This window comes from Rhodopseudomonas pentothenatexigens, from assembly GCF_900218015.1.
Lineage (GTDB): Bacteria > Pseudomonadota > Alphaproteobacteria > Rhizobiales > Xanthobacteraceae > Rhodopseudomonas > Rhodopseudomonas pentothenatexigens.
In genome coordinates this window covers 65,442-87,499 of record NZ_UFQQ01000010.1, presented here as the reverse complement: position 1 = coordinate 87,499, position 22,058 = coordinate 65,442, and the positions used below count along the sequence as shown (strand labels likewise).

Annotated in this window: 21 protein-coding genes; 18 read left to right on the top strand and 3 right to left on the bottom strand. The window is 67.3% G+C overall.

Annotation, left to right across the window (positions count from 1 at the left end; genetic code table 11):
- Positions 1 to 47 precede the first annotated feature (47 nt).
- The 6 genes from hmuQ to DWA33_RS25180 all read left to right on the top strand — a co-directional run bounded on the left by hmuQ (position 48) and on the right by DWA33_RS25180 (position 3,394).
- Positions 48 to 380 carry a heme-degrading protein HmuQ gene (hmuQ, locus tag DWA33_RS11180; RefSeq protein WP_114358173.1) on the top strand — a complete coding sequence of 111 codons (333 nt, stop codon included), beginning with the start codon at positions 48 to 50 and terminating at the stop codon, positions 378 to 380.
- A gap of 17 nt (positions 381 to 397) precedes the next feature.
- A complete protein-coding gene (gene hutX, locus DWA33_RS11175; RefSeq protein ID WP_114358172.1) occupies positions 398 to 934 on the top strand; it encodes a heme utilization cystosolic carrier protein HutX in 537 nt (178 codons plus the stop codon).
- Positions 927 to 1,724 carry a tonB-system energizer ExbB gene (gene exbB / locus DWA33_RS11170; RefSeq protein ID WP_114358171.1) on the top strand — a complete coding sequence of 266 codons (798 nt, stop codon included), beginning with the start codon at positions 927 to 929 and terminating at the stop codon, positions 1,722 to 1,724. Before hutX ends, exbB begins: the two co-directional genes overlap by 8 nt.
- A gap of 4 nt (positions 1,725 to 1,728) precedes the next feature.
- A complete protein-coding gene (exbD, locus tag DWA33_RS11165) occupies positions 1,729 to 2,166 on the top strand; it encodes a TonB system transport protein ExbD (RefSeq protein WP_114358170.1) in 438 nt (145 codons plus the stop codon).
- Positions 2,163 to 3,017: an energy transducer TonB gene (locus tag DWA33_RS11160; RefSeq protein ID WP_114358169.1), complete on the top strand. Its 855-nt coding sequence runs from the start codon at positions 2,163 to 2,165 to the stop codon at positions 3,015 to 3,017. Before exbD ends, DWA33_RS11160 begins: the two co-directional genes overlap by 4 nt.
- A 200-nt stretch (positions 3,018 to 3,217) precedes the next feature.
- The gene (locus DWA33_RS25180; RefSeq protein ID WP_167443185.1) at positions 3,218 to 3,394 is read left to right on the top strand and encodes a hypothetical protein; all 177 of its coding nucleotides are present in this window, start codon (positions 3,218 to 3,220) and stop codon (positions 3,392 to 3,394) included.
- Positions 3,395 to 3,574: 180 nt separating this feature from the next.
- Here the strand turns inward: DWA33_RS25180 and DWA33_RS11150 are convergent, their stop codons facing one another.
- Together DWA33_RS11150 and DWA33_RS11145 are read right to left on the bottom strand one after the other, a co-directional pair.
- Positions 3,575 to 3,799 carry a hypothetical protein gene (locus DWA33_RS11150; protein ID WP_114358167.1) on the bottom strand — a complete coding sequence of 75 codons (225 nt, stop codon included), beginning with the start codon at positions 3,797 to 3,799 and terminating at the stop codon, positions 3,575 to 3,577.
- Positions 3,800 to 3,989: 190 nt separating this feature from the next.
- Positions 3,990 to 4,748, bottom strand: coding sequence for a sulfite exporter TauE/SafE family protein (locus DWA33_RS11145; RefSeq protein ID WP_244601265.1), 759 nt, complete (start codon positions 4,746 to 4,748; stop codon positions 3,990 to 3,992).
- Between the two features lie 753 nt (positions 4,749 to 5,501).
- On the opposite strand from DWA33_RS11145, the gene DWA33_RS11140 reads away from it, so the two are divergent.
- The 3 genes from DWA33_RS11140 to DWA33_RS11130 all read left to right on the top strand — a co-directional run bounded on the left by DWA33_RS11140 (position 5,502) and on the right by DWA33_RS11130 (position 8,299).
- Positions 5,502 to 6,890, top strand: coding sequence for a hypothetical protein (locus DWA33_RS11140; protein ID WP_114358165.1), 1,389 nt, complete (start codon positions 5,502 to 5,504; stop codon positions 6,888 to 6,890).
- 4 nt (positions 6,891 to 6,894) lie between these two features.
- The gene (locus tag DWA33_RS11135; protein WP_114358164.1) at positions 6,895 to 7,683 is read left to right on the top strand and encodes a COG3904 family protein; all 789 of its coding nucleotides are present in this window, start codon (positions 6,895 to 6,897) and stop codon (positions 7,681 to 7,683) included.
- A 163-nt stretch (positions 7,684 to 7,846) separates the two neighbouring features.
- Complete coding sequence (locus tag DWA33_RS11130; protein ID WP_114358163.1) at positions 7,847 to 8,299, top strand: hypothetical protein; 453 nt, start codon at positions 7,847 to 7,849, stop codon at positions 8,297 to 8,299.
- Between the two features lie 48 nt (positions 8,300 to 8,347).
- Here the strand turns inward: DWA33_RS11130 and DWA33_RS11125 are convergent, their stop codons facing one another.
- Positions 8,348 to 10,480: a hybrid sensor histidine kinase/response regulator gene (locus tag DWA33_RS11125; RefSeq protein ID WP_114358162.1), complete on the bottom strand. Its 2,133-nt coding sequence runs from the start codon at positions 10,478 to 10,480 to the stop codon at positions 8,348 to 8,350.
- A gap of 225 nt (positions 10,481 to 10,705) precedes the next feature.
- On the opposite strand from DWA33_RS11125, the gene DWA33_RS11120 reads away from it, so the two are divergent.
- The 9 genes from DWA33_RS11120 (at position 10,706) to DWA33_RS11080 (ending at position 21,965) form a co-directional block, all read left to right on the top strand.
- Complete coding sequence (locus DWA33_RS11120) at positions 10,706 to 11,017, top strand: c-type cytochrome (RefSeq protein WP_114358161.1); 312 nt, start codon at positions 10,706 to 10,708, stop codon at positions 11,015 to 11,017.
- Positions 11,018 to 11,116: 99 nt separating this feature from the next.
- Positions 11,117 to 12,256: an acyl-CoA dehydrogenase family protein gene (locus tag DWA33_RS11115; RefSeq protein ID WP_114358160.1), complete on the top strand. Its 1,140-nt coding sequence runs from the start codon at positions 11,117 to 11,119 to the stop codon at positions 12,254 to 12,256.
- A gap of 147 nt (positions 12,257 to 12,403) precedes the next feature.
- Positions 12,404 to 13,558: an acyl-CoA dehydrogenase family protein gene (locus DWA33_RS11110; protein WP_114358159.1), complete on the top strand. Its 1,155-nt coding sequence runs from the start codon at positions 12,404 to 12,406 to the stop codon at positions 13,556 to 13,558.
- Between the two features lie 159 nt (positions 13,559 to 13,717).
- Positions 13,718 to 14,368: a glutathione S-transferase family protein gene (locus tag DWA33_RS11105; RefSeq protein ID WP_114358158.1), complete on the top strand. Its 651-nt coding sequence runs from the start codon at positions 13,718 to 13,720 to the stop codon at positions 14,366 to 14,368.
- 165 nt (positions 14,369 to 14,533) lie between these two features.
- Positions 14,534 to 15,358 carry a helix-turn-helix transcriptional regulator gene (locus DWA33_RS11100; protein ID WP_114358157.1) on the top strand — a complete coding sequence of 275 codons (825 nt, stop codon included), beginning with the start codon at positions 14,534 to 14,536 and terminating at the stop codon, positions 15,356 to 15,358.
- A gap of 121 nt (positions 15,359 to 15,479) precedes the next feature.
- Positions 15,480 to 16,346, top strand: coding sequence for a beta-keto acid cleavage family enzyme (locus DWA33_RS11095; RefSeq protein ID WP_114358156.1), 867 nt, complete (start codon positions 15,480 to 15,482; stop codon positions 16,344 to 16,346).
- Positions 16,347 to 16,568: 222 nt separating this feature from the next.
- Positions 16,569 to 18,173 (top strand): AMP-binding protein, encoded by a 1,605-nt coding sequence (locus tag DWA33_RS11090; RefSeq protein WP_114358155.1) that lies wholly within the window; start codon positions 16,569 to 16,571, stop codon positions 18,171 to 18,173.
- 181 nt (positions 18,174 to 18,354) lie between these two features.
- Positions 18,355 to 19,977, top strand: coding sequence for an acyl-CoA carboxylase subunit beta (locus DWA33_RS11085; RefSeq protein WP_114358154.1), 1,623 nt, complete (start codon positions 18,355 to 18,357; stop codon positions 19,975 to 19,977).
- The gene (locus tag DWA33_RS11080; protein WP_114358153.1) at positions 19,974 to 21,965 is read left to right on the top strand and encodes an acetyl-CoA carboxylase biotin carboxylase subunit; all 1,992 of its coding nucleotides are present in this window, start codon (positions 19,974 to 19,976) and stop codon (positions 21,963 to 21,965) included. The genes DWA33_RS11085 and DWA33_RS11080 overlap by 4 nt, the downstream gene beginning before the upstream one ends.
- Positions 21,966 to 22,058: the final 93 nt, after the last annotated feature.

Sequence of the window (22,058 nt, the reverse complement as noted above, 5' to 3'; positions counted from 1 at the left end):
ACGATCAAAGAACAAGCCAGCGAACAACAAGCCAGCAAGGAGACGAAATGTTCATCGCGATGAATCGCTTTCAAGTGAAACGCGGCGCCGAGCAGACCTTCGAGGACATCTGGGCGGCGCGCGAATCCTACCTCAGCGAGATGGACGGCTTCGTCGAATTTCATCTGCTGAAGGGGCCGGCGGCCGACGACCACACGCTGTACGCCACCCACACCACCTGGGCCAGCAAGGCGGCGTTCGAGGCGTGGACCACGTCCGAGCAGTTCCGGCGCTCGCACGCCCGGGCCGGCAACGAAACCGGGCAGAGCATTTATCTCGGCCATCCGCGGTTCGAGGGATTCGATGTGATCCGCAGCGAGCGCAACGCCGCTGCGGCGTGAGACGGAAGGAGAACGTGATGGCGACTGCAGCGGCATCGGTGGTGTCGTCCGAAATCGGCGATCTTCGTGCCTATATGGCGGCCAATCCGGCCGCCGTGATCGAGGAGGTCGCCAAGCAGTGGAACGTGACGCCGCATGCGGTGATCGCGGCGCTGCCGGACGGCATGGTTCGGCTAGGACCCGGCGAGGGTTTTGGCCCCGCGATGAACGACATCGCGAGCTGGGGCGAGGTGACGCTGATCGTGCACACCGAGGACGCGATCTTCGAATTCACCGGCGAGGTGCCGCGCGGCGAGGTCAGCCGCGGCTATTTCAACCTGATGCAGCCGAAGGGGCTGCACGGCCATCTGCGTCACGACAATTGCGGTGCGCTTGCGTTCGTCGAGCGCCCGTTCATGGGCAAGGCCAGCGCCTTCGTGGCGTTCCTCAATCGCGACGGCGGCATCATGTTCAAGGTGTTCGTCGGCCGCGACGCCAATCGCGAGCTGCGCGGCGATCAGCTCGCCCGTTTCCATGCGCTCGCCGAACAGTTCGGCGAGGCGCGCAATGCGTAAACCCCAAGGCGCCGCGGCACGATCGGCCTGCGCTGCGATTGCGGCGCTGGCCGTCGCCGCCGCGGCGCTGCCGGGGGACGCCTGCGCGGCGGCCGATCTGGCGACGCTGCCGCGCGACCTGTCGCCGTGGGGCATGTTCGTCAATGCCGACGCGGTGGTGAAGACGGTGATGGTGGGCCTGGCGGCGGCGTCGCTGGCGGCGTGGACGGTGTGGCTGGCCAAATCCGTCGAGCTGCGCCGCTGCGTGGTGCTGGCCCGCGCCGGCCTCGACCGGCTCGAGAGCGACACCACGCTGCAGCAGGCGGCGGCCGACACCGCCGATCAGCGCGACGCGGTGGCGCAGATGATCCACACCGTCGAGCGCGAGGCCAGCCTGTCGGGCGGAGCTCATGACGACGGCTTTCGCGAGCGGGTGGCGCTGCGGCTGGAGCGGGTCGAGGCGGCGGAAGCGCGGCGCGCGGCGGTCGGCACCGGGCTGCTCGCCAGCATCGGCGCGGTGGCGCCGTTCGTCGGCCTGTTCGGCACGGTGTGGGGCATCATGAACGCGTTCATCGGTATCTCGAAAGCCAACACCACCAACCTCGCGGTGGTGGCGCCGGGTATCGCCGAGGCGCTGCTCGCTACCGCACTCGGCCTGGTCGCCGCGATCCCGGCGGTGGTGATCTACAATCATCTGACGCGGCGGGTGTCGGCGTATCGGGCGCTGCTCGGCGACGCGTCTGCGCAATTGTTGCTGATGATCAGCCGCGAGGCGGCGCGTCCGCCGCAGCGCGCACGTGCAGTGAGATAACGACATGGCCGGCAACATTGCGACCCGCCGCGGCGGCGACGACGACATGGTGGAGGCGCACGAGATCAACGTCACGCCGTTCATCGACGTGATGCTGGTGCTGCTGATCATCTTCATGGTCGCCGCGCCGCTCGCCACCGTCGACGTCGGCGTCGATCTGCCGGCCAGCACCGCCGAACCGCAGCAGCGCCCGGAAAAGCCGGTGTTCGTCTCGCTGAAACCGGATCTGTCGCTGGCGCTCGGCGAGGAGACGGTGCCGCGCGCGGCGCTGGCGTCGGCGCTCGATGCCGCAACCGGCGGCAAGAAGGACGAGCGGATCTTCCTGCGTGCCGACAAGGCGGTGAGCTACGGCGACTTGATGGCGGCGATGAATCTGCTGCGCGATGCCGGCTATCTGAAGGTGGCGTTGGTCGGGCTCGACGGCCGCGCCGTTCAGCCATGAACGCCCGCGCGCTGCACGAAGCCGCGGCGGTGCCGGCCACGTCGCGCTGGCTGCTGTCGGCCGCGGTGATCGTCGGGGTTCACGCCGCAGCGGTCGCAGCCGCAATGGCCTACTACACGCAGACCCCGCCGCCCGGCGAGCCGCTGGCGGCGATCATGGTCGACATGGCACCGGTCACCGCGTCGCCGCAGCAGAGCCAGCTCGATCTGGCGCCCGGTCCGGAGATGCAGGAGACCGAAGCGCCGCAGCCCGAACCGGAGCCGGAGCCCGAGCAGCACGCCACCGCCGCGCCGGAGATCGCGCCGACCCCGCCGCAGCCGACGCCGGAAGTGCCGTTGCCTCCGGAAGCCAAGCCCGAGCCTGCGGCCGAGAAGCCCGAGCCGGTCAAGGTCGAGCGGCCCGAACCGGTCAAACCGAAGCGGGAGCCGCCGAAGCGTCGCGACCGCGTCGCCAAGCTGCATCCGTCGGAGCGGCCGCCGGCGCCGCGCACCAGCGCGCCGCTGCGCGCCGACCGCCGCGCTGCCGATGCGACGGCGGCGCTCGCCGGCGCCCGCGCCGCCGCGGTGTTGCCGTCCTATCGCCAACGGCTGGCGGCGCATTTGCAGCGGTTCAAGCGCTATCCGTCCGAGGCGCGCGCCTCCGGCGTGCAGGGCACCGCGACGCTCAGCTTCACCGTTGGCCGCGGCGGGCAGGTGCTGAGTGCGCGGCTCGCGCGCTCGTCCGGCCACTCTGCGCTCGACGCCGAAACTCTGGCGATGGTGCACCGGGCCCAGCCGCTGCCGCCGTTCCCGCCGGAGATCACCCAGGCGTCGCTGAATTTCAACGTGCCGGTGAATTTCTCGGTCAGGTAGTTCGCGGCTCCCGCCGCCGTGCTGCTAAGCGTCATCATCAGCTACCGCACAAGGCCGCTTCTTGTCCAGTTTGGAACGATTCAGGCTGGCCGGACGCAGATGCTACCGCCGCTGACAGATCAAACCATGCATGTAGTTGCGCGCCCGGCGCGCGACGCGAGTCGAATCCGCCGGCTTCGAACAGCCATGCGGAGGGAATGATGGCGAAGGTCGAGCGCGAGCAGCAATCCAAACAGAGCGAGGCGTTCGACGCGCCGCGCATCGAGGCGGAACGGCCCGGGGTGGCGATGCGCGTGTGGGCGCGGCATCGGCTGCGCGAACTGGCCGCCAGCGGCCAGCTCGGCATGGGGAATTCGTCGGAACGCCGCCGCGGCTGAGCCGGCCGCGGCCACGCGCCGCGCGCGCTTGTTTCTCCGGGGACGAGGACACACCGGAACGGGCACATGGTTCGAGACGGCGCTGCGCGACTCCTCGCGATCAGGCCGTACCTGCTATCAGGCCATGCCTGATGTGAGCATTCGGAAGCGCTGCCCGAGTCCGCCCAAAGCAGAACCGCACTAGGTGCGCGGCGCCGCGGCGCGCGGCGGATCGATCCGGATCGCCGACGCTGCATCCCCGGCGCAACGTGTGGCGGCAGCCTGCGCGGCAAGCAGCGAATCGAACGATTGACGCTCGAGGGCGTGGAAGTCGCGATGCGCGGCGAAGAAGCAGTAGTTGTCTCCCTCGCGGACGACGATGCCCGCGGTGCGGGCCCGAACTTCGATGACGCAGGCGTCGGTCATTGCATGTCACCGGTGGTTCCGGTGCCTTCTCGACAGGCGTCGACCTTCAGCTTGGCGCCGAGCGATCGTCCGCAGCATGGATCGACCACGGGTGGCCGGTCGGAGGCTTCGTAACGCGCTGTGTGCTCGATCGTTCCCGCCGTCGGTGCGATGCGCGGTCGCATTGGTCATTGGTTCAACGGGGCAACCGCTACATCAGCAATCCCTTCAGTCCGGCCGCCACCAGCACGATCGCCAGGGCGATCTGCAGGCCGCGGCCGGGGAGGCGGCCGGCTGACAGACCGCCGAGAACCACCGCTGGAACAGAACCGGCGAGCAGACTGGCGAGCATCCTCCAATCCACCATGCCGACGAGCAGGTATCCGGCACCGGCGACGGTCGCGAGCGGGATGGCGTGGGCCAGGTCGGTCGCCACCAGCCGGTGTGGCAGCAGCCGGCGCGGATACAGATAGAGCAGCGCCACCGTGCCCAGCGCCCCGGCGCCGATCGACGTCAGCGCCACCAAGCCGCCGAGCACTGCGCCGGCCAGCACCGTCAGCGCGGTGCGATCACGCGGAGGCGGATCGCCATCGCGCCCGGCGGGATGCAGCAAGGCGACAAGCCGAGGGGCGAACAGGATGCCGATCGCGGTGAGGATCACCACGACGCCGATGATCCTGGTCAGCCACTGCGCGCGTCCGACCGGATCGGCGAACGCGACGATCGCGACCATCAGTGCGGCGGCCGGCAGGCTGCCGGCCCACAACCGGAATACGATCGCCCAGTCGATGTTGCCTCTGCGATTGTGCACCAGCGCGCCGACCAGCTTGGTGATCGCGGCGAACCACAGATCGGTCGCGATCGCGACATGCGGCGCGATTCCGAACACCAGCAGCAGCATCGGTGTCATCAGCGCGCCGCCGCCGACGCCGGTGAGGCCGACGACGAAGCCGGTGACCGCGCCTGCCAGCGCGTAGCTCGGATCGATTCCGATCCCGTCGAGAACCGTCAGTGGATCGTCTCCCCATGGACGACGCGCGACCGCGCGACTCGGCCGGATCGGTTTTACGCGGCGACGCCGTGTCGCGGCAACGCGGGATCGCGGCGCGGTGGGTAACGTGGGGGAACGGATGCCGCCGCGACGCTGCCGGGCAGGGTGTCTTGGTATTTCTACTTGGGTGTTGATTTCGAGCTAATGCGCGCCTTTCGATCGAAACGGATCGGTTAGGGGCAGCGGAACCACACCGATCGATCGCGCTTTTCGATCGCCCGCGCTGCGTGCAGAGTTTGCACAGACAGGACGTTCGCCGGTGTCGGCCCTTGACCCGGAAGATCCTGCTGTCAGCGCCGAAACCTCCCCGGTAGGCGATGACTGGCCCCGGGGCTCCCCCCGCCAGCCCTGGGGCCGACCTGTCTTTTCTCACCCCCGTCGCCGCCGAGCCACAGCCGCCGAGCCACAGCCTCCGAGCCGCGCATCCAGCGAGGCTGATCGGGCTCGTCCGGAACCCGGCCGCGTGCCGGCTACCTGCGGCGGCCGAATCTCGACCCCATGCACCCCATCAGACTATGCTTCGGTTCGAGCGCATGTGTGAACCCGACGCGCCTCGCCACTGTGGCGGCGCCGAGGCGCCACCATAATCTGGTCCAACTCCACAACTAATCGTCGCATCTGAAACGCGGGGGCGTTGGCCGTGCGCAGCATGCGCACATTGTGGATGTCCAGATGCCCGAAGCCGCTTCTCCGGCCGTAAGTTCCCGCTCGCTCTCGTTCTCATCACCAGCATCGTCACCCCGATCGTCCCTGGTCCCCGCATCGCTGCTGCTGTCGCGTGGCGTGGTCCGGCTCGAAGTGATGCTGAAGCTGACCACCGCGATCCTGGCGCTGGCTGCCGGCGTCTACACCTATCTCGGGGTGCGCGATCTGCTCAACGGCAGCGCCACCACGGTGTTCTTCGCCGCCCTGATCTATTCGGTCGCGGTGTCGGTCGGCATCTATGCGTTCTGGGTGTTCCTGATGCAGTTCATGCCGCACGTGGTCGATCGCGCCGGCCGCTGGTTGATGTTCGGCTGCATGTTGCTCGGCTCGCTGATGATCGTGGCGATGTCGTCGTGGCTCAACGCGTCGGCGCTGGCCGGCGCCGCGGCGATCCGGCAGCATCTGGCGATCACCGTGCAGGACTACACCCGCGATCTCGACGCCGCCAACACCAACGCGATCGCGGCCCAGGGCCTGCTGCCGGATATCCAGATCGCCGCGTCACGGTTCGCCAAGCTGGCGGAAGCCGAGCGCACCGGCTCGCTCACCGGAACCGCCGGCTCGGGCACGGTGGTGCAACTGCTGACCCAGATGTCGAGCCAGCTCGACAGTCTCGGCAAGGAGGTCGAAGCCTCCGGCAAGCGCGTCTCGACGCTGTTCGAGGAGGGCGGCAAGCACCTCGCCAAGATGCGCGAACTGGTGTCCGACGGCGGTCCGATCAGCGAGCGCAGCGACGGCTTCGCCACCGAGTCCCTGGCGCTGATGGGCGTGATCGCCAATCTGCAGCAGACCTCGGTGGCGCCGGCGGTGAAGCGCGCCGCGACCTCGCTGTCGTCGTCGTTCATCGCGCCCGCCGCGAGCGGCCGCAGCCTCGATCTCGCCGACCGGCAGACGGCGGTCGTCGGCAAGGTCGAAGGCGCGGTTGCGGCGCAGGCGACGTCGCTCGCGGCGGCCGCCGATGCGATCCTCGACCGGCCGAAGATCGAGCCGGCCCGGTTCCAGGCGATGTCGCCGGCCGAGGCGGTGCTCCGGTATGCCGGCGACTTCATCCCGAGCTGGGCCGGTGCGATCTCGATCGACCTGATGCCGGCGGTGCTGGTCCTGATCCTGTGCGTGGTGCATGCCGCGATCCGCCGCGAGGGCCTGCCGGCGTCGCATGCCTCGACCATGACCGCGGCCGAGCTGATGGCGGCGCTGAAGATGGCGCGCGAGGTCGAGCAGGCGAGCCGGAGTGTGGCCGAGCCGGCCGAGCCGGCCGCGCCGGTTACGCCCGATCAGCCGGCACCGGTGGCCGAGCCCGCAGCGGCGGCGGACGAGAACGTCACCGCGCTGGCCTCGGCGCGTCACGTCAAGTAGCCGCATGACCACGCTGTCGCAGCGCGTCCACCTCTGGCTCTCCGGCAATCCGGAAGATGCGGTGCTGCGCCTGATCTTCCGGCTGCTGATCCTCGGCACCGTGGCGGCGCTCGCCTACGACCTCGCCGGCGCGCCAGAGGGGCGCGACGGTGGCCAGCAGCAGGAGACCGCGCCGTTCAGCCTGCCGGCACTGCCCGCCGTGCTGTCGCCGTGGCTGCCGGATGGCGATCGCCTGAGGCCGTTACCGCAGCCTGACGGCGCGCTCCGTCAGGCGATGACGTTCGAACTGGTGAGCGGCGGCCGTCTCCAGGCCAATGGCACGATCACGCCGGGAAGCGCGGAGGCGTTAGGCAAGGAGCTCGCGCGCCACGCCGAATACATCAAGACCGTGGTGTTGAATTCACCCGGCGGCTCGGTCTCCGATGCGCTGGCCATGGGCCGCATGATCCGTGACCACAAGCTGGCCACCGAAGTCGAAGCGGGCAAATACTGCGCCTCGTCCTGTCCTCTGGTGCTGTTCGGCGGCCTCGAACGCCGCGTCGGCGCCAAGGCCGCGGTCGGGGTGCATCAGGTGTTCGCGGTGAAGAGCACCGAGGCCGCAGCGCCGCGCGACCAGATGAGCGACGCGCAGCGGATCTCGGCGCGCTGCCAGCGCCACCTGCGCGATATGGGGATCGATCTCGAAGTCTGGATCCGGGCAATGGAGACGCCGAAGGACCGGTTGTTCGTGTTCAAGCCGGAGGAACTGACCAGATACGGCATCGTCACCGCCGCTGCAGCAGCCAAACCATAAGATCCCGGGCGCCAGATCGGTGCGACAACTGGCTTGGTTCCGGTTCTGCGCCTTGGCGTACATACTTTCTACGCGCGAATGCCGGTGCCGCGCGTGGGTTCCCGCAACTTTTGCCGGGAGCCGCGGTTTAATCGGCCACATCAACGTCTCAGAGGATGTGCTCATGAGGAAAACTGCTCTGGTTCTTGGGACTGTGGCGACCCTTGCGATGGCCACCGTCGCGGCTCCGGCTCCGGCGGAAGCCCGCAACGGTATCGGTCCGTTCATCGGCGGGCTCGCGGCCGGCGCGTTGATCGCCGGCGTCGCCTCGTCGGCCTACGCTTATGGTCCGGGCTACGGCTATTATGGCGGCGGCCCGTACTACGGTGGCTACGGCTACGGCCCCCGTTACGTCGGCTACTACGGCGGTCCGGCGTATTACGGCGGGGGCTGGGGTTGGGGCGGTCCGCGTTACTACTATCGTCCGCGCCCGGTGTATTACGGCTACCGGTCGTACTACCGGCCGTATCGCGCGCATCGCTACTACGGCGCTCCGGTGATCCGCGCCGGGTTCGGTCCCGGCTTGCACCGCGGGATGCACCATCGCCGGCACTGGCATCACCACCGCCGCTGGTGACCGTTGCGCTTGCTGGAGCGGAGGCGTACTGCGCCTGCGCTCCAGCGCTCAGGTCGCCCGATCAGGTGTCCGCCGCGGTGCGACCTGCTGCAGCGCCTGAGCCAGAGCAGTTCGCATCGCCTCCAGCGTGTACGGCTTCTGTAGCAACAGGAAACCTTCGCTGAGCGCCGACGCCGAGCGGTCGCTGTAGCCGGAAGCTAGAATCACCGGCGTTTCCGGATGATGCTCGCGGATCAGTCGTGCCAATTCCAATCCGCTCATGCCGGGCATCACGATATCGCTGAACACCAGATCGACGTCGTCGCGCCGGTTGAGCACCTCGATCGCGGCTTCGGCGCAATTCGCCGGAACCACGACGAAGCCGCATTGCGCGGCGTAGTCCGCCGCCACTGCCGCGACGTCCGGATGATCCTCCACCAGCAACAGCGTCCTGGGTGCTCCGGCGTCGGACGCGGGCGCAGGCGGCTCGGCATCGTCGCCAGGCACTTCCGACGTCAGCGGCAGGAACAGATCGAAACGCGTGCCGCGGCCGACCTCGCTGTCGACCGTGATGGCGCCGCTCGATTGCTGCACGAAGCCGTAGATCTGGCTCAGCCCGAGGCCGGTGCCGCGATCAACCGGCTTGGTGGTGAAGAACGGCTCGAAGATCCGCTCGCGGATGTCTTCCGGAATGCCGACGCCTGTGTCGGCGAACGACAGAATCGCGAAGGCGCCGGTGAGCCGCCGTGGACCGAAGTTCTTCAGTGCCTCGGTGTGGATCGAGATGGTGATGCGGCCGCCCTCGGGCATCGCGTCGCGGGCGTTCAGCGCGAGATTCAGCAGCGCGATCTCGAACTCGTTGGGATCGATCATCACCACCACCGGCCCGGCCGGCGGCTCGATGGTGATGGCGATGTCGCTGCGGACCGACTGCCGCAGCACGTCGACGAACTTGGTCACCGCGTCGCCGAGTTCGACCGCCTTGGCCGCAACATTGTGCCGGCGTGAGAACGACAGCAATTGCCGGGTCAGCGCGGTCCCTTTGGCGACCGCGGAATCGATCATGTCGAAGCTGCGGATATCCTGCAGGTCGCCGTGACGACGTCGCAGCTTCTGCACCGAGCCGCCGACCACCATCAGCAGATTGTTGAAGTCGTGCGCGACGCCGCCGGTGAGGCGGCCGAGCGATTCCAGCCGCTGCGACTGCTTCAGCGCGTTCTCGGCGGCCTGGCGTCGGTCGGCCTCTTCGTACAGCTTCTGTGTGCGCCGCATCGCCAGCAGCACGATCGCGATCAGTGCCGCTGTGGCCGGCAGGCCGACCAGCAGATAGGCGCCGATCTGGGCCAGCCACATCGCCCGGATGGCGCTGGTTTCCAGTCCGGCGAACACATAAACCGGCAGGTTCGGCAGCTTGCGGAACGCGACGCGGCGCTCGAGGCCGTCGTGCGGCGACACCGTGGTCATCCGCCCCTCGCTGCGGCCCTCGCGGATCGCCTGGCCGACGATGCCGTCGGGCTTGATCGAAGCGTCGGTGCCGTTGATCTCGGGCAGCCGCGCGAGGATGGCGCCGTCGTCGCGCACCAGCGAGACGAAGCTGCCGCGCTCGCGGCCGACCTTGGCATAGAAGCCCTCGAAGTAATCCGGCAGCACGGAGGTCTGAATCACGCCGGCGAAGCTGCCGTCCGGCGCAGTGCGGCGCCGGCTGACGCTGAAGAACGGCGCACCGTCGAACGGCGGGCGCGGCTGCAGCACACGGCCGACATAGAGACCGATATCCTTGTCGACATGCACCCGGAAATAATCTCGATCCGACAGATCGGTGCCGGGCGACGGGAACTGCATGGTGTTGACCAGCGGCCTCCCGGTCCTGTCGAAGATCCACATCGACTTGATCTGCTCGGAGCCGTCGACCAGCCGCTTCAGCCGTTCGTGCAGGGCCGGCTGGGCTGCACGAATCTCGTCGTCGGACATGTCGCGCACGATCTCGGCAGTCTCGGCGATCGAGCGCTGCACCGATTCGAAGATCTTCAGCGCGTGCTCGGTGATGATGTCGCGGGTCTTGTCGATCTGCCGGTCGGCATTGGCGTCGTTGGTGCGATACGACAGCCACGAGGCGTAGCTGAACAGCGCGATCGGCAGCACCACGGATGCGATCAGGATCGCGCGCAGGAGCTGCAGCGAATCACGTTGTGCGTTGAGCATGTGCCGGGAAGGTCCGAAGCGGGGCCATGGCTGGTCGATTATGCACCTTTTGGGTCCAGGGAAAAACCGAGCGCGCGAGGAGGCGCCGCAGCCAGAGCTGCAACTGCGAGGCGAACCCCGTCCTTCGACCATCTATCGCCTCCGGACCGGTTGAAGTAAACAGCGGAACCCGGTTTGATTTGCCTGACGGCCCTGGCCGCCTTCGCGAAACAGCAAGGACCATCGATGCGCGCTCTCACTCTCGGTCTGTCGCTCCTGCTGATCGCCGTCCCCGGACGCGCGCCGGCCGCGGACGCGCAGAACGGCGAAACGCTGGCCAAGCGCTGGTGCACCGGCTGCCACGTCGTCTCCGACGAGCAGCGCAAGGGCAGCGACATGGCGCCGTCGTTCGCGGCGATCGCCTCGCAGCCGAATTTCAACGAAGAGCGGCTGGCGTTCTTCCTGCTCGAGCCGCATCCCAAGATGGCCAACATGGCGCTGAGCCGCAACGACACCAAGGATCTGGCGGCCTATATCGGTCAGCAGAAGCGACGCTGACGCGGCCGCGCATCGCATCGGTCAGCGCCTCGACGCAAGGCGGTTCCGGGCTTTCCCGGCATCCTCGCCGCCGTCCTGAGCTGACCGCGGGTGCGAGGATTGACCAACTCTCCATTCTACAATGCCGACCACATCGCGTTTCGCGACGTGATCCGGCGTTTCGTCCAGAATGAAATCGAGCCGTTCGCCACCGAGTGGGACGAAGCCGGCGGCTTCCCGCGCGAACTGTACGAGAAAGCCGCGGCGATCGGGCTGCTCGGACTCGGCTTTCCGGAAGAATACGGCGGCACGCCGTGCGATCAGTTCATGTGGATCGTCGCCACCCAGGAACTGGCGCGGGCGGCGGCCGGCGGTGTCAGCGCCAGCCTCAACAGCCATTCGATCGGTGCGCCACCGATCGCGCGCGCCGGGTCTCCTGAACTGAAGGCGCGCGTGCTGCCGGAGATTCTGTCCGGCAAGAAGATCTCGGCGCTGGCGATCACCGAACCGTCCGGCGGTTCCGACGTCGCCAATCTACGCACTCGCGCGGTGCGCGACGGCGATCACTATGTGGTCAACGGCGAGAAGACCTTCATCACCTCCGGGATGCGCGCCGACTACATCACCACCGCGGTGCGCACCGGCGGCGACGGGCCCGGCGGAGTCAGCCTGCTGCTGATTCCCGGCGACACGCCGGGGCTGACACGCACGCCGCTGAAAAAGATGGGGTGGTGGGCGTCCGACACCGCGACGCTGCATTTCGACAATTGCCGCGTTCCGGCCGGCAATCTGCTCGGCACCGAGGGCGCGGGCTTCATGATCATCATGATGAACTTCAACAGCGAGCGGCTGACGATGGCGGCCGGCTGCATCGCCGCCTCAAAGGTCTGCCTCGACGAGGCGATCGCGTATGCCAAGCAACGCGTCACCTTCGGCAAGCCGCTGGTCAAGCATCAGGTGATCCGTCACAAGCTGGTCGACATGGCGCAGAAGATCGCCGCTTCGCAGGCGATGCTCGAACTGTTGGCGTGGCGGGTCGACCAGGGCGAGAGCCCGATCGCCGAAATCTGCATGCTGAAGAACCAGGCGACCCAGACGATGGCGTTCTGCGCCTCCGAGGCGGTGCAGATCTTCGGCGGCGCCGGCTACATGCGCGGCGTCAAGGTCGAGCGGATCTATCGCGACGTCAAGGTCAACGCCATCGGCGGCGGCACCGAGGAAATCATGAAGGACCTCGCCAGCCGGCAGATGGGATTGTGAGCGTGACTTACCAACGATCGTCATTCCGGATTGCGACCGAAGGGAGCAAGTCCGGAATCCATAACCCCTGTCGGTGATTATGGATTCCGGGCTCGCGCTGCGCGCGCCCCGGAATGACGACCGATAAGAATGACCAGGGAAGAGACAATGCTGTTCAACCAAGACCACGACGAACCGCGCCGCATTCTGCAGAAGTTCATTCAGAGCGACATCAATCCTCACGTCGACGAGTGGGAGAACGCCGGCATCTTTCCGGCGCACGACTTGTTCAAGAAGCTCGGCGATCTCGGCTTCCTCGGGCTGAACAAGCCGGTCGAATATGGCGGGCAGGGGCTCGATTACTCCTACGCGCTGATGATGGCGGAGGAACTCGGCGCGGTCAATTGCGGCGGCGTGCCGATGGCGATCGGGGTACAGACCGACATGGCGACCCCGGCTCTGGCGCGGTTCGGCTCGGACGAGTTGCGCAAGGAGTTTCTGGCGCCGTCGATCGCCGGCGACTACGTCGCCTGCATCGGCGTGTCGGAGCCCGGCGCCGGCTCCGACGTCGCCGGAATCAAGACCACGGCGAAATCCGACGGCGACGACTACGTGATCACCGGCGGCAAGATGTGGATCACCAACGGCACTCAGGCGGACTGGATTTGTCTTCTGTGCAACACCGGCGAGGGCCCGGTGCACCGCAACAAGTCGCTGATCTGCGTGCCGATGAAAACCAAGGGCGTGACCATCGCGCGCAAGCTCGACAAGCTCGGGATGCGCTCGTCCGACACCGCGCAGATTTACTTCGACGAGGTGCGGGTGCCGAAGCGCAACCGGATCGGTGAGGAGGGCAAGGGCTTCACCTATCAGATGGTGCAGTTCCAGGAGGAGCGGCTGTGGGGCGCGGCGGCGTGCCTCAAGGCGCACGAGAAGACGATCCAGAACACCATCGACTACACCCGTGGGCGCAAGGCGTTCGGCAAGCCGCTGCTCGACAACCAGGTGATCCACTTCCGTCTCGCCGAGCTGCAGACCGAGGTCGAGCTGCTGCGCTCGCTGGTGTATCGTGCCGCTGAAGCGTTGGTCGCCGGCCAGGACGTCACTCAGCTCGCCACCATGGCGAAGTTGAAGGCCGGGCGGCTGGGCCGCGAGATTCCCGACGCCTGCCTGCAGTTCTGGGGCGGCATGGGTTTCATGAACGAGACCCTGGTGAGCCGCTCCTATCGCGACAGCCGCCTGACCGCGATCGGCGGCGGCGCCGACGAGGTGATGCTCGGCATCCTGTGCAAGATGAACGGCACGCTGCCGGGGAAGGCGTAACTGGTACGAAGACCTCACCCTGAGGAGCCCGGCATCGCCGGGCGTCTCGAAGGGTGAGCGACGTTTGGCTCATGGTTCGAGACGCGCGCCAGGGCGCGCTCCTCACCATGAGGTCAGTGATTGGTAAAAGCGAAGACAAAGGGAGGCGACGGTCGCAACATGATCACGCTGTATCACTGCCACGGCGCGCGGTCGTTCCGGCCGTTGTGGATGCTGGAGGAGATGGGGCTCGACTACGAGCTGAAGATGCTGCCGTTTCCGCCACGGGTGTTCGCCAAGGAGTATCTGGCGATCAATCCGCTCGGCACTATCCCGTTCATGATCGACGGCGACACCAAGATGACGGAGTCGTCCGGCATCTGTCAGTATCTCGGCACGCGTCACGGTCCGACGCCGCTGGTAGTCGGGGTCGATGATCCGGCCTACGGCGCCTACCTCAACTGGATGTTCTTCTCCGACGCGACGCTGACCTTCCCGCAGACGCTGGTGCTGCGCTACGGCACGCTGGAGCCGGCGGAGCGGCGCCAGCCGCAGGTGGTCGAGGACTACGCCAAATGGTTCCTCGGCCGGCTGCGTGCGGTCGAGGCGGCGGCCGGGCAGGCCGAATACCTCTGCGCCGGCCGCTTCACCGCCGCCGACGTGGTGATCGGCTATGCGCTGCGGCTCGCTGGCAATCTCGGCCTAGCCAAGGATTTCGGCCCGAACGTCGCGGCCTATTGGGAGCGGCTGCAGCAGCGCGACGGCTACCGGCGGGCGCTGGAGGCGGAAACCCGCGCCGGCGAGGCCCAGCAGGTGCCGAAACGCGCGTAAAACGACCCGCTCCTTTTCCCGACGCGGATTTCCGCCGGGAGTGGAACTTCCGCGTCATCTCGCCCGGTGACAACGCCCGGGGTTGCTGTATTGTCCGGAACGCTCCGTGAAGAGGGCACCGCACGACGATGCGGCAACGGGCGACAACCCGCCCCGGGAGGAACGATGACGAACGACGCCTGTCCGGATTCCGGACATCTGATGCTGATCAGCCCGGAACGGGTGTTTTATGCCGGCCTGCTCGGCCGTCCGCGGCGCCGCACCAGCGGCGGTTACGCGATCTACGTTTCGATGCAGGGCAGCTTGCGGGTGACGATCGAGGGCCGGCCCGAGCAGCTCGGCGCGGTGGCATTCGTGCCGCCTTATCTGCCGCACAATGTCGAGTCGGATTCGCGCTGTATCATCAGCCTGATCATCGAGCCCGAGACCGTACTGCCGGGGCCGATGGCGGCGCTGGGTGCGCGGATCGGCGGGGCCGGGGCACCGGCGCTGGCGAGCCGGATCCGGCAAGCTTATGGAGCGCTGGTCGCGGTCGGCCGCCGCGACGGCTTCACCACCACCGAATTCGACGACCTGTTCTTCGGTGAGCCGCTGCCGGCGCGCGCCATCGACCGCCGCGTCGCCCGTGCGATCGCCCGTCTCAACGACGTCGGCACCGCCACCGTGACCGCCGAGGATTGCGCCGGCTCCGCCAACCTGTCGCAGTCGCGCTTCCTGCATCTGTTCAAGGACGAGACCGGGGTGTCGTTCCGCGCCTTCCGCGCCTGGAAGCGGGCGCGGCATCTGCTCCATTTCGTCAATTCCGACATCAACCTCGCGCATCTGGCGCAGGACATCGGCTATCCGGACTCGACGCACTTCAGTCACTCGATCCGGCGGTTCTACGGCCTGCAGCCGCGCGCGATCTTCTCCGGCTCGCGCGATCTGGCTATCTGGCGCAGCGATCCGCAAGCTCTGCGTGCCGGCGAATTGCGGCACGGCCGCAGCTGACCGCAAGCACTCAGCGCGTCGGCGCAAGATACACCGACGCCGGCTCAGCATCATCCCGCCCAACACGGTTCGCGCCGCCATCGCATGCGGCGCAGCAGCAACCTGGAAGGGCTGGAAACGAATGAGCGACAAGGCGGTGATCACCTGCTCGCTGAACGGCGTGCTGACCGATCCGAAGCAGCACCATGTGCCGGTGACGCCGGAACAGATGGCCCGCGAGGCCAAGGCGGCCTACGACGCCGGCGCTGCGATCGTTCACATCCATCTGCGCGATCAGCGTCCCGACAAGGGCCATCTGCCGAGCTGGGACGTCAGCGTGTCGCGCGAGATCCAGCAGGCGATCCGCGAGGCTTGTCCGGGCATCATCATCAACCACACCTCCGGCACCTCGGGCCCGAACTACCAGGGCCCGCTCGCCTGCATCCGCGAAACCAAGCCGGAGATCGCCGCCTGCAACGCCGGCTCGCTGAACTATCTCAAGGTCAAGGCCGATAATTCCTGGGCGTGGCCGCCGATGATGTTCGATAACGCGGTCGAGAAAATTCAGGACTTCCTCGACGCGATGAAGGATGCCGGCACCATCCCGGAATTCGAGTGCTTCGACGTCGGCATCGTCCGCTGCGTCGGGATGTATGTGCAGACCGGGATGTATTCAGGTCCGCTCGAATACAACTTCGTGATGGGCGTCGCCTCCGGGATGCCGGCCGATCCCGAATTGCTGCCGATCCTGCTCAAACTGAAGCGGCCCGAGGCGCATTGGCAGGTCACCGCGATCGGCCGCGCCGAGATCTGGCCGCTGCACCAGGCTTGCGCCGATCTCGGCGGCCATCTGCGGACCGGGCTCGAGGATACGTTCTATCTGGCGAGCGGCGAGAAGGTGACCTCGAACGGCCAGTTGATCGAAGAGATCGCCGCCTGCGCCCGGCGCGCCGGGCGCGAGATCGCTTCGCCCGAAGAGGCGCGCAAGATCTTTGGTGTGCTGCACTAATCACGAGTCATTCCGGGGCGCGCGTAAGCGCGAACCCGGAATCCCGATATCGAGCAAGGATCGAACGGATACGAAGAGGGCAACAAGCCCCTGAGGCCTCATCCTGAGGAGGCGCGTCAGCGCCGTCTCGAAGGATGAGGGATGCGTGGCCCATGGTTCGAGACGCGCGCGGGGCGCTCCTCACCATGAGGTCGCAATGCGCAGCAGCGGAGGGAGTGAACCATGACCAGTCTTGAAGCGACCGGCGGCGTGCCGGGACCGGGGCGGATCGGCCGCGTGGCGATCGGCGACATCTTGCGCAAATCGGCGAAGCGGTTTCCGAACCGCATCGCGCTGACCGACGGCGCCCGCCGGGTCAGCTACGACGAGCTGGAGCGCGACGCCAACCGCTTCGCCAACGCGCTGGTGGCGCGCGGGCTGAGGCCGGGCACCAAGATCTCGACGATCTGCAACAACTCGGTCGAGTTCGTCAAAGCGCTGTTCGGCATTCACCGCGCCGGCCTTGTCTGGGTGCCGATCAACACCATGCTCGGCCCGGACGACATGAGCTACATCCTCGACCACGCCGAGGTGAAGGTCGCGGTGATCGACGACAATCTGTTCGGCCAGCCGGAGCGCCGCGCTGCGCTGGAAGCCCGCGGCATCGATCTGATCGCTGTCAATCTGGCCGGCAAGGCTGCCGACACCGGGTTGCCGATTTTCGATCAGCTCCTCGAAGGCCAGTCCGAGATCGAGCCTGACGTCGCGTTCGACGACCGCGATCTGGCGATGATCATCTACACCTCGGGCACCACCTCGCGGCCGAAGGGGGCGATGCACGGCCACCTCGCCGTGACGATGGCGGCGATGAGCAACGCCATCGAGATGCACCTGTCGCGCAACGACGGCATCACCGGGCAGTTTCCGCTGTTTCACTGCGCCGCCCACGTCGTGCTGCTGTCCTATCTCATCGTCGGCGGCAAGATGGCGATCATGCGCGGCTTCGATCCGGTCGCCTGCATGGAGGCGATCCAGCGCGACAAGCTCTCCGTCTTCATCGGCCTGCCGCTGATGTATCAGGTGATTCTCGATCATCCGCGGCGCAAGGAATTCGATCTCTCCAGCCTGCGCTGCTGCATCTACACGATGGCGCCGATGCCGCGGCCGCTGCTGGAGCGAGCGATCGCCGAGCTTTGTCCGACTTTCGTGCAGCCCTCCGGCCAGACCGAAATGTATCCGGCGACGACGATGTCGCAGCCGGATCGCCAGCTCGAACGCTTCGGGAACTACTGGGGCGAGTCGACGCTGGTCAACGAGACCGCGATCATGGACGATGCCGGGAACCTGCTCGGCGTCGGCCAGGTCGGCGAGATCGTGCACCGCGGCCCGAACGTGATGCTCGGCTACTACAAGGATCCCGAAGCCACCGAAGCAGCGCGAAAGTTCGGCTGGCATCACACCGGCGATCTGGCGCTGATCGACGAGCACGGCGAGGTGCTGTTCCTCGACCGCAAGAAGGACATGATCAAGTCCGGCGGCGAGAACGTCGCCTCGGTCAAGATCGAGGAGACGCTGCTGGCGCATCCGGCTGTGATGAACGCCGCGGTGGTCGGCCTGCCGCACCCGCAATGGGGCGAGGCGGTGTCCGGATTCGTCAAGCTCAAGCCCGGCGCGGCCGCGACCGAGGCCGAGATCCTCGAGCACTGCAAGAAGCATCTCGGCGGCTTCCAGGTGCCGAAGCTGCTGCGCATCGTCGACGAGATGCCGATGACCGCGACCGGCAAGCTGCGCAAGGTCGAGCTGCGCAACGCGTTCACCGATCACTTCATGCTCGGGCAGACGGGGTGAGCGCTCGTTGTCGTCATTCCGGGGCACGCCGCAAAGCGGCGTGAACCCGGAATCCCGACGTTCAGGGTACTTCGAGATTCCGGGTTCGCGACCTGCGGTCGCGCCCCGGAATGACCAACGAAGCGAAAAGGTTCCAGAACGCAGCCGTTGATGGGCGCTCTGGATGGCAAGGACAACGTGAATGGCAATCATCGAATCCAACGTGGCGCCGGGGAGTGAGGGCTTCAGGGCCAATCGCGAGGGCATGCTGGCGCTGATCGAGCGGATGCGGATGTTGGAGGCGCGGGCGCGGACGCTGTCGTCGGCCTCCGCCGAGCGCTTCCACAAGCGCGGGCAGTTGCTGCCGCGCGAGCGCGTCGCGCTGGTGCTCGATCCCGGCACGCCGTTCCTCGAACTGTCGACGCTGGCCGGCTACATGTTCGACACAGCCAATGCCGACAAGAGCGTGCCCGGCGGCGGCGTGATCGGCGGCATCGGCTACGTCGCTGGCATCCGCTGCATGATCAGCGCCAACGATTCCGGCATCGACGCCGGTGCGCTGCAGCCGTTCGGTCTCGACAAGACGCTGCGGATTCAGGAGCTGGCGCTGGAGAACAAGCTGCCGTTCGTGCAACTGGTGGAAAGCGCCGGCGCCAATCTGCTGCGCTACCGGGTCGAGGACTTCGTCCGCGGCGGCAACATCTTCCGCAACCTGGCGCGGATGTCCGCCGCCGGGCTGCCGGTGGTGACGGTGACGCACGGCTCGTCGACCGCGGGCGGCGCGTATCAGACCGGCCTGTCCGACTATATCGTGATGGTGCGCGGCCGCACCCGGGCGTTCCTCGCCGGGCCGCCGCTGCTGAAGGCCGCGACCGGCGAGATCGCCACCGAGGAAGAGCTCGGCGGCGCCGAGATGCACACCTCGATTTCCGGTCTCGGCGATTACCTCGCCGAAGACGACCGCGACGCGCTGCGGATCGCGCGCGACATCATGGCCGGGCTGCCATGGGACCGCTCCGGTCCTGGGCCGGATCCCGCGACCTATCACCCGCCGCTGTACGATCCGGAAGAACTGCTCGGCATCATGCCGATGGATCACAAGCGCCCGGTCGACATGCGCCAGGTGATTGCGCGGATCGTCGACGAGTCGGATTTCACCGAGATGTCGCCGAACTATGGTCCCGCCACCGTGGTTGGCCAGGCGCGGATCGCAGGCATGGCGATCGGCATCATCACCAACAACGGCCCGCTCGATCCGGCCGGCGCCAACAAGGCGACGCACTTCATCCAGGCGTGCTGCCAATCGCGCACCCCGATCCTGTATCTCAACAACACCACCGGCTACATCGTCGGCCGCGCCTATGAGGAAGCCGGCATGATCAAGCACGGCTCCAAGATGATCCAGGCGGTGACCTCGGCTACCGTGCCGCAGATCACGATCTATTGCGGCGCCTCGTTCGGAGCCGGCAATTACGGCATGTGTGGCCGCGGCTTCCATCCGCGGTTCTGCTTCTCCTGGCCCAACGCCAAGACCGCGGTGATGGGCGGCGAGCAGGCCGCCGAAACCATGGCGATCGTCGCCGAGGCCGGCGCGGCGCGGAAGGGCGTGCCGGTCGATCGCGAAAAGCTCGACCAGATGAAGGCGGGCATCACCGCGGTGTTCAACGGCCAGATGGACGTGTTCGCGACCTCGGCGCGGATGCTCGACGACGGCGTGATCGATCCGCGCGACACCCGCGCGGTGCTGGCCGAAGTGCTGGCGATCTGCCGCGAGAGCGAAGCGCGCGAGCCGCAGCGCATGCAGTTCGCGGTGTCCCGGCCATGAGTGTGACCCGTATGTTGAAGCCGACGCCGTTCTCCAAAATCCTGATCGCCAACCGCGGCGAGATCGCGCTGCGGGTGATGCGCAGCGCCCGCCGGCTCGGCTACGGCGTGGTCGCGGTGTATTCCGACGCAGATCGCGACGCCGCCCATGTCCGCGCCGCCGACGAAGCGGTGGCGATCGGCGGTGCCCAGCCGTCGCAGTCCTACCTGAACATTCCGGCGATCATCGCGGCGGCGAAGACCGCCGGCGCCGACGCGGTGCATCCCGGCTACGGCTTCCTCGCCGAGAACGAGGACTTCGCCGCGGCCTGCCGCGACGCCGGGCTGGTGTTCATCGGTCCGTCCGCCGAGTCGATCGCCGCGATGGGCAACAAGGCCGGCGCCAAGGAGATCATGCTGAAGGCCGGCGTGCCGTGCGTGCCGGGCTATCAGGGCGAGGATCAGAGCGACGCCGCAATGACGCGGGAGGCCGAGCGGATCGGTTTTCCGATCATGATCAAGGCGGTGGCCGGCGGCGGCGGACGCGGCATGCGGCTGGTGGCAGACGCCGCAGCGCTGCCCGACGCGCTGCGCAGCGCGCGTTCCGAAGCGCACAGCGCGTTCGGCGATCCGACCGTGATCCTGGAGCGCGCGATTCTGCAGCCGCGGCACATCGAGATTCAGGTGTTCGGTGATCGCTACGGCGCCGCCATCCATCTCGGCGAACGCGACTGCTCGGTGCAGCGCCGGCACCAGAAGCTGATCGAGGAAGCGCCGTCGCCGGCGGTGTCGGACGTGCTTCGCGAGCAGATGGGCACCGTGGCGGTGAATGCCGTCAAGGCCCTTCAGTACGAAGGCGCCGGCACGCTGGAATTCCTGCTCGACGCCGAAGGCAAGTTCTACTTCATGGAGATGAACACCCGGCTGCAGGTCGAGCATCCGGTGACCGAAGCGATCACCGGGCTCGATCTGGTCGAACTGCAACTCAGGATCGCCGCCGGCGAACCGCTGCCGTTGCGCCAGGACGATGTGCATTTCCGCGGCCACGCGATCGAGGTGCGGCTGTGCTCGGAGGATGCCGATCACGACTTCATGCCGCAGTCGGGACGGATGGCGCTGTGGCGGATGCCGGCGGAGCTGCGGGTCGAGCACGCGCTGCAATCGGGTGCGGAGATTCCGCCGTATTATGACTCGATGATCGCCAAGGTGATCGCGGTCGGTGCCAGCCGTGATGAGGCGCGGCGCAAGCTGATCCACGGCCTGGACGGCACCATCGCGTTCGGCGTCACCACCAATCGCGGCTTCCTCGCCGCCTGTCTGCGCCACAAGGTGTTCGCGGCCGGCGAGGCGACCACGGCGTTCATCGCCCAGCATCGCGACGAACTGGTGCGGGCGCTGCCGGACGATGCGGTGCCGGCCGCTGCGGTCGCGGCGCTGCTGCTCTACGTCACCGATTCCTACGCGCCGCCGCATCGCCCCGGCCGGTCGCTGGCGGCGGTGTTTCCGACCCGGCTGAAGTTCGAACTCGACGGCGGCGAGCAGAACTGTGAGGTGGTGCGCGAACGCGACGGCAGCTACGTCGTCACGCAAGACGGGCAGCCGATCAGCTTCGCGATCGAGGAGCTGTCGGCGAACGGCATCCGCTTCCAGGCCAAGGGGCTCGGCGAGTCCGCCGTCTTCCACCGCGCCGGTGACCGGCTGTTCGTGCAGCGGCTGGGTGTCGAGAGCAGCGTCGTCGATCTCACCCGCGCGGCGCCGCAGAGCGCGGCGCGCGGCGGCGGCGACGGCAAGCTGCGCGCGGCGCTCAACGGTCGCGTCGTCGCGGTGCTGGTCAAGGCCGGCGACCGCGTCGAGGCCGGCCAACCGGTGCTGACGCTGGAAGCGATGAAGATGGAGCACGTGCACACGGCGCCTGGCTCTGGCATCATCGCGATCGATGTCGCCGAAGGCGAGCAGGTCACCGCCGGCCGCATCCTCGCCGAGATCGAAGTGTCCCCGCAGCAAGGATGAACATTTGCCCCGTCATTGCGAGCGAAGCGAAGCAATCCAGAAGCTCCATGCGTTAGGCTGGATTGCTTCGTCGCTTCGCTCCTCGCAATGACG

Coding starts and splice junctions, on each gene's coding strand:
- DWA33_RS11125 (WP_114358162.1), bottom strand. CDS start 10,480: ATGCTCAACGCACAACGTGATTCGCTGCAGCTCCTGCGCGCGATCCTG.
- DWA33_RS11160 (WP_114358169.1), top strand. CDS start 2,163: ATGAACGCCCGCGCGCTGCACGAAGCCGCGGCGGTGCCGGCCACGTCG.
- DWA33_RS11135 (WP_114358164.1), top strand. CDS start 6,895: ATGACCACGCTGTCGCAGCGCGTCCACCTCTGGCTCTCCGGCAATCCG.
- DWA33_RS11090 (WP_114358155.1), top strand. CDS start 16,569: ATGACCAGTCTTGAAGCGACCGGCGGCGTGCCGGGACCGGGGCGGATC.
- hmuQ (WP_114358173.1), top strand. CDS start 48: ATGTTCATCGCGATGAATCGCTTTCAAGTGAAACGCGGCGCCGAGCAG.
- DWA33_RS11150 (WP_114358167.1), bottom strand. CDS start 3,799: ATGACCGACGCCTGCGTCATCGAAGTTCGGGCCCGCACCGCGGGCATC.
- DWA33_RS11105 (WP_114358158.1), top strand. CDS start 13,718: ATGATCACGCTGTATCACTGCCACGGCGCGCGGTCGTTCCGGCCGTTG.
- DWA33_RS11080 (WP_114358153.1), top strand. CDS start 19,974: ATGAGTGTGACCCGTATGTTGAAGCCGACGCCGTTCTCCAAAATCCTG.
- DWA33_RS25180 (WP_167443185.1), top strand. CDS start 3,218: ATGGCGAAGGTCGAGCGCGAGCAGCAATCCAAACAGAGCGAGGCGTTC.
- exbB (WP_114358171.1), top strand. CDS start 927: ATGCGTAAACCCCAAGGCGCCGCGGCACGATCGGCCTGCGCTGCGATT.
- exbD (WP_114358170.1), top strand. CDS start 1,729: ATGGCCGGCAACATTGCGACCCGCCGCGGCGGCGACGACGACATGGTG.
- DWA33_RS11110 (WP_114358159.1), top strand. CDS start 12,404: ATGCTGTTCAACCAAGACCACGACGAACCGCGCCGCATTCTGCAGAAG.
- hutX (WP_114358172.1), top strand. CDS start 398: ATGGCGACTGCAGCGGCATCGGTGGTGTCGTCCGAAATCGGCGATCTT.
- DWA33_RS11095 (WP_114358156.1), top strand. CDS start 15,480: ATGAGCGACAAGGCGGTGATCACCTGCTCGCTGAACGGCGTGCTGACC.
- DWA33_RS11130 (WP_114358163.1), top strand. CDS start 7,847: ATGAGGAAAACTGCTCTGGTTCTTGGGACTGTGGCGACCCTTGCGATG.
- DWA33_RS11100 (WP_114358157.1), top strand. CDS start 14,534: ATGACGAACGACGCCTGTCCGGATTCCGGACATCTGATGCTGATCAGC.
- DWA33_RS11120 (WP_114358161.1), top strand. CDS start 10,706: ATGCGCGCTCTCACTCTCGGTCTGTCGCTCCTGCTGATCGCCGTCCCC.
- DWA33_RS11085 (WP_114358154.1), top strand. CDS start 18,355: ATGGCAATCATCGAATCCAACGTGGCGCCGGGGAGTGAGGGCTTCAGG.
- DWA33_RS11140 (WP_114358165.1), top strand. CDS start 5,502: ATGCCCGAAGCCGCTTCTCCGGCCGTAAGTTCCCGCTCGCTCTCGTTC.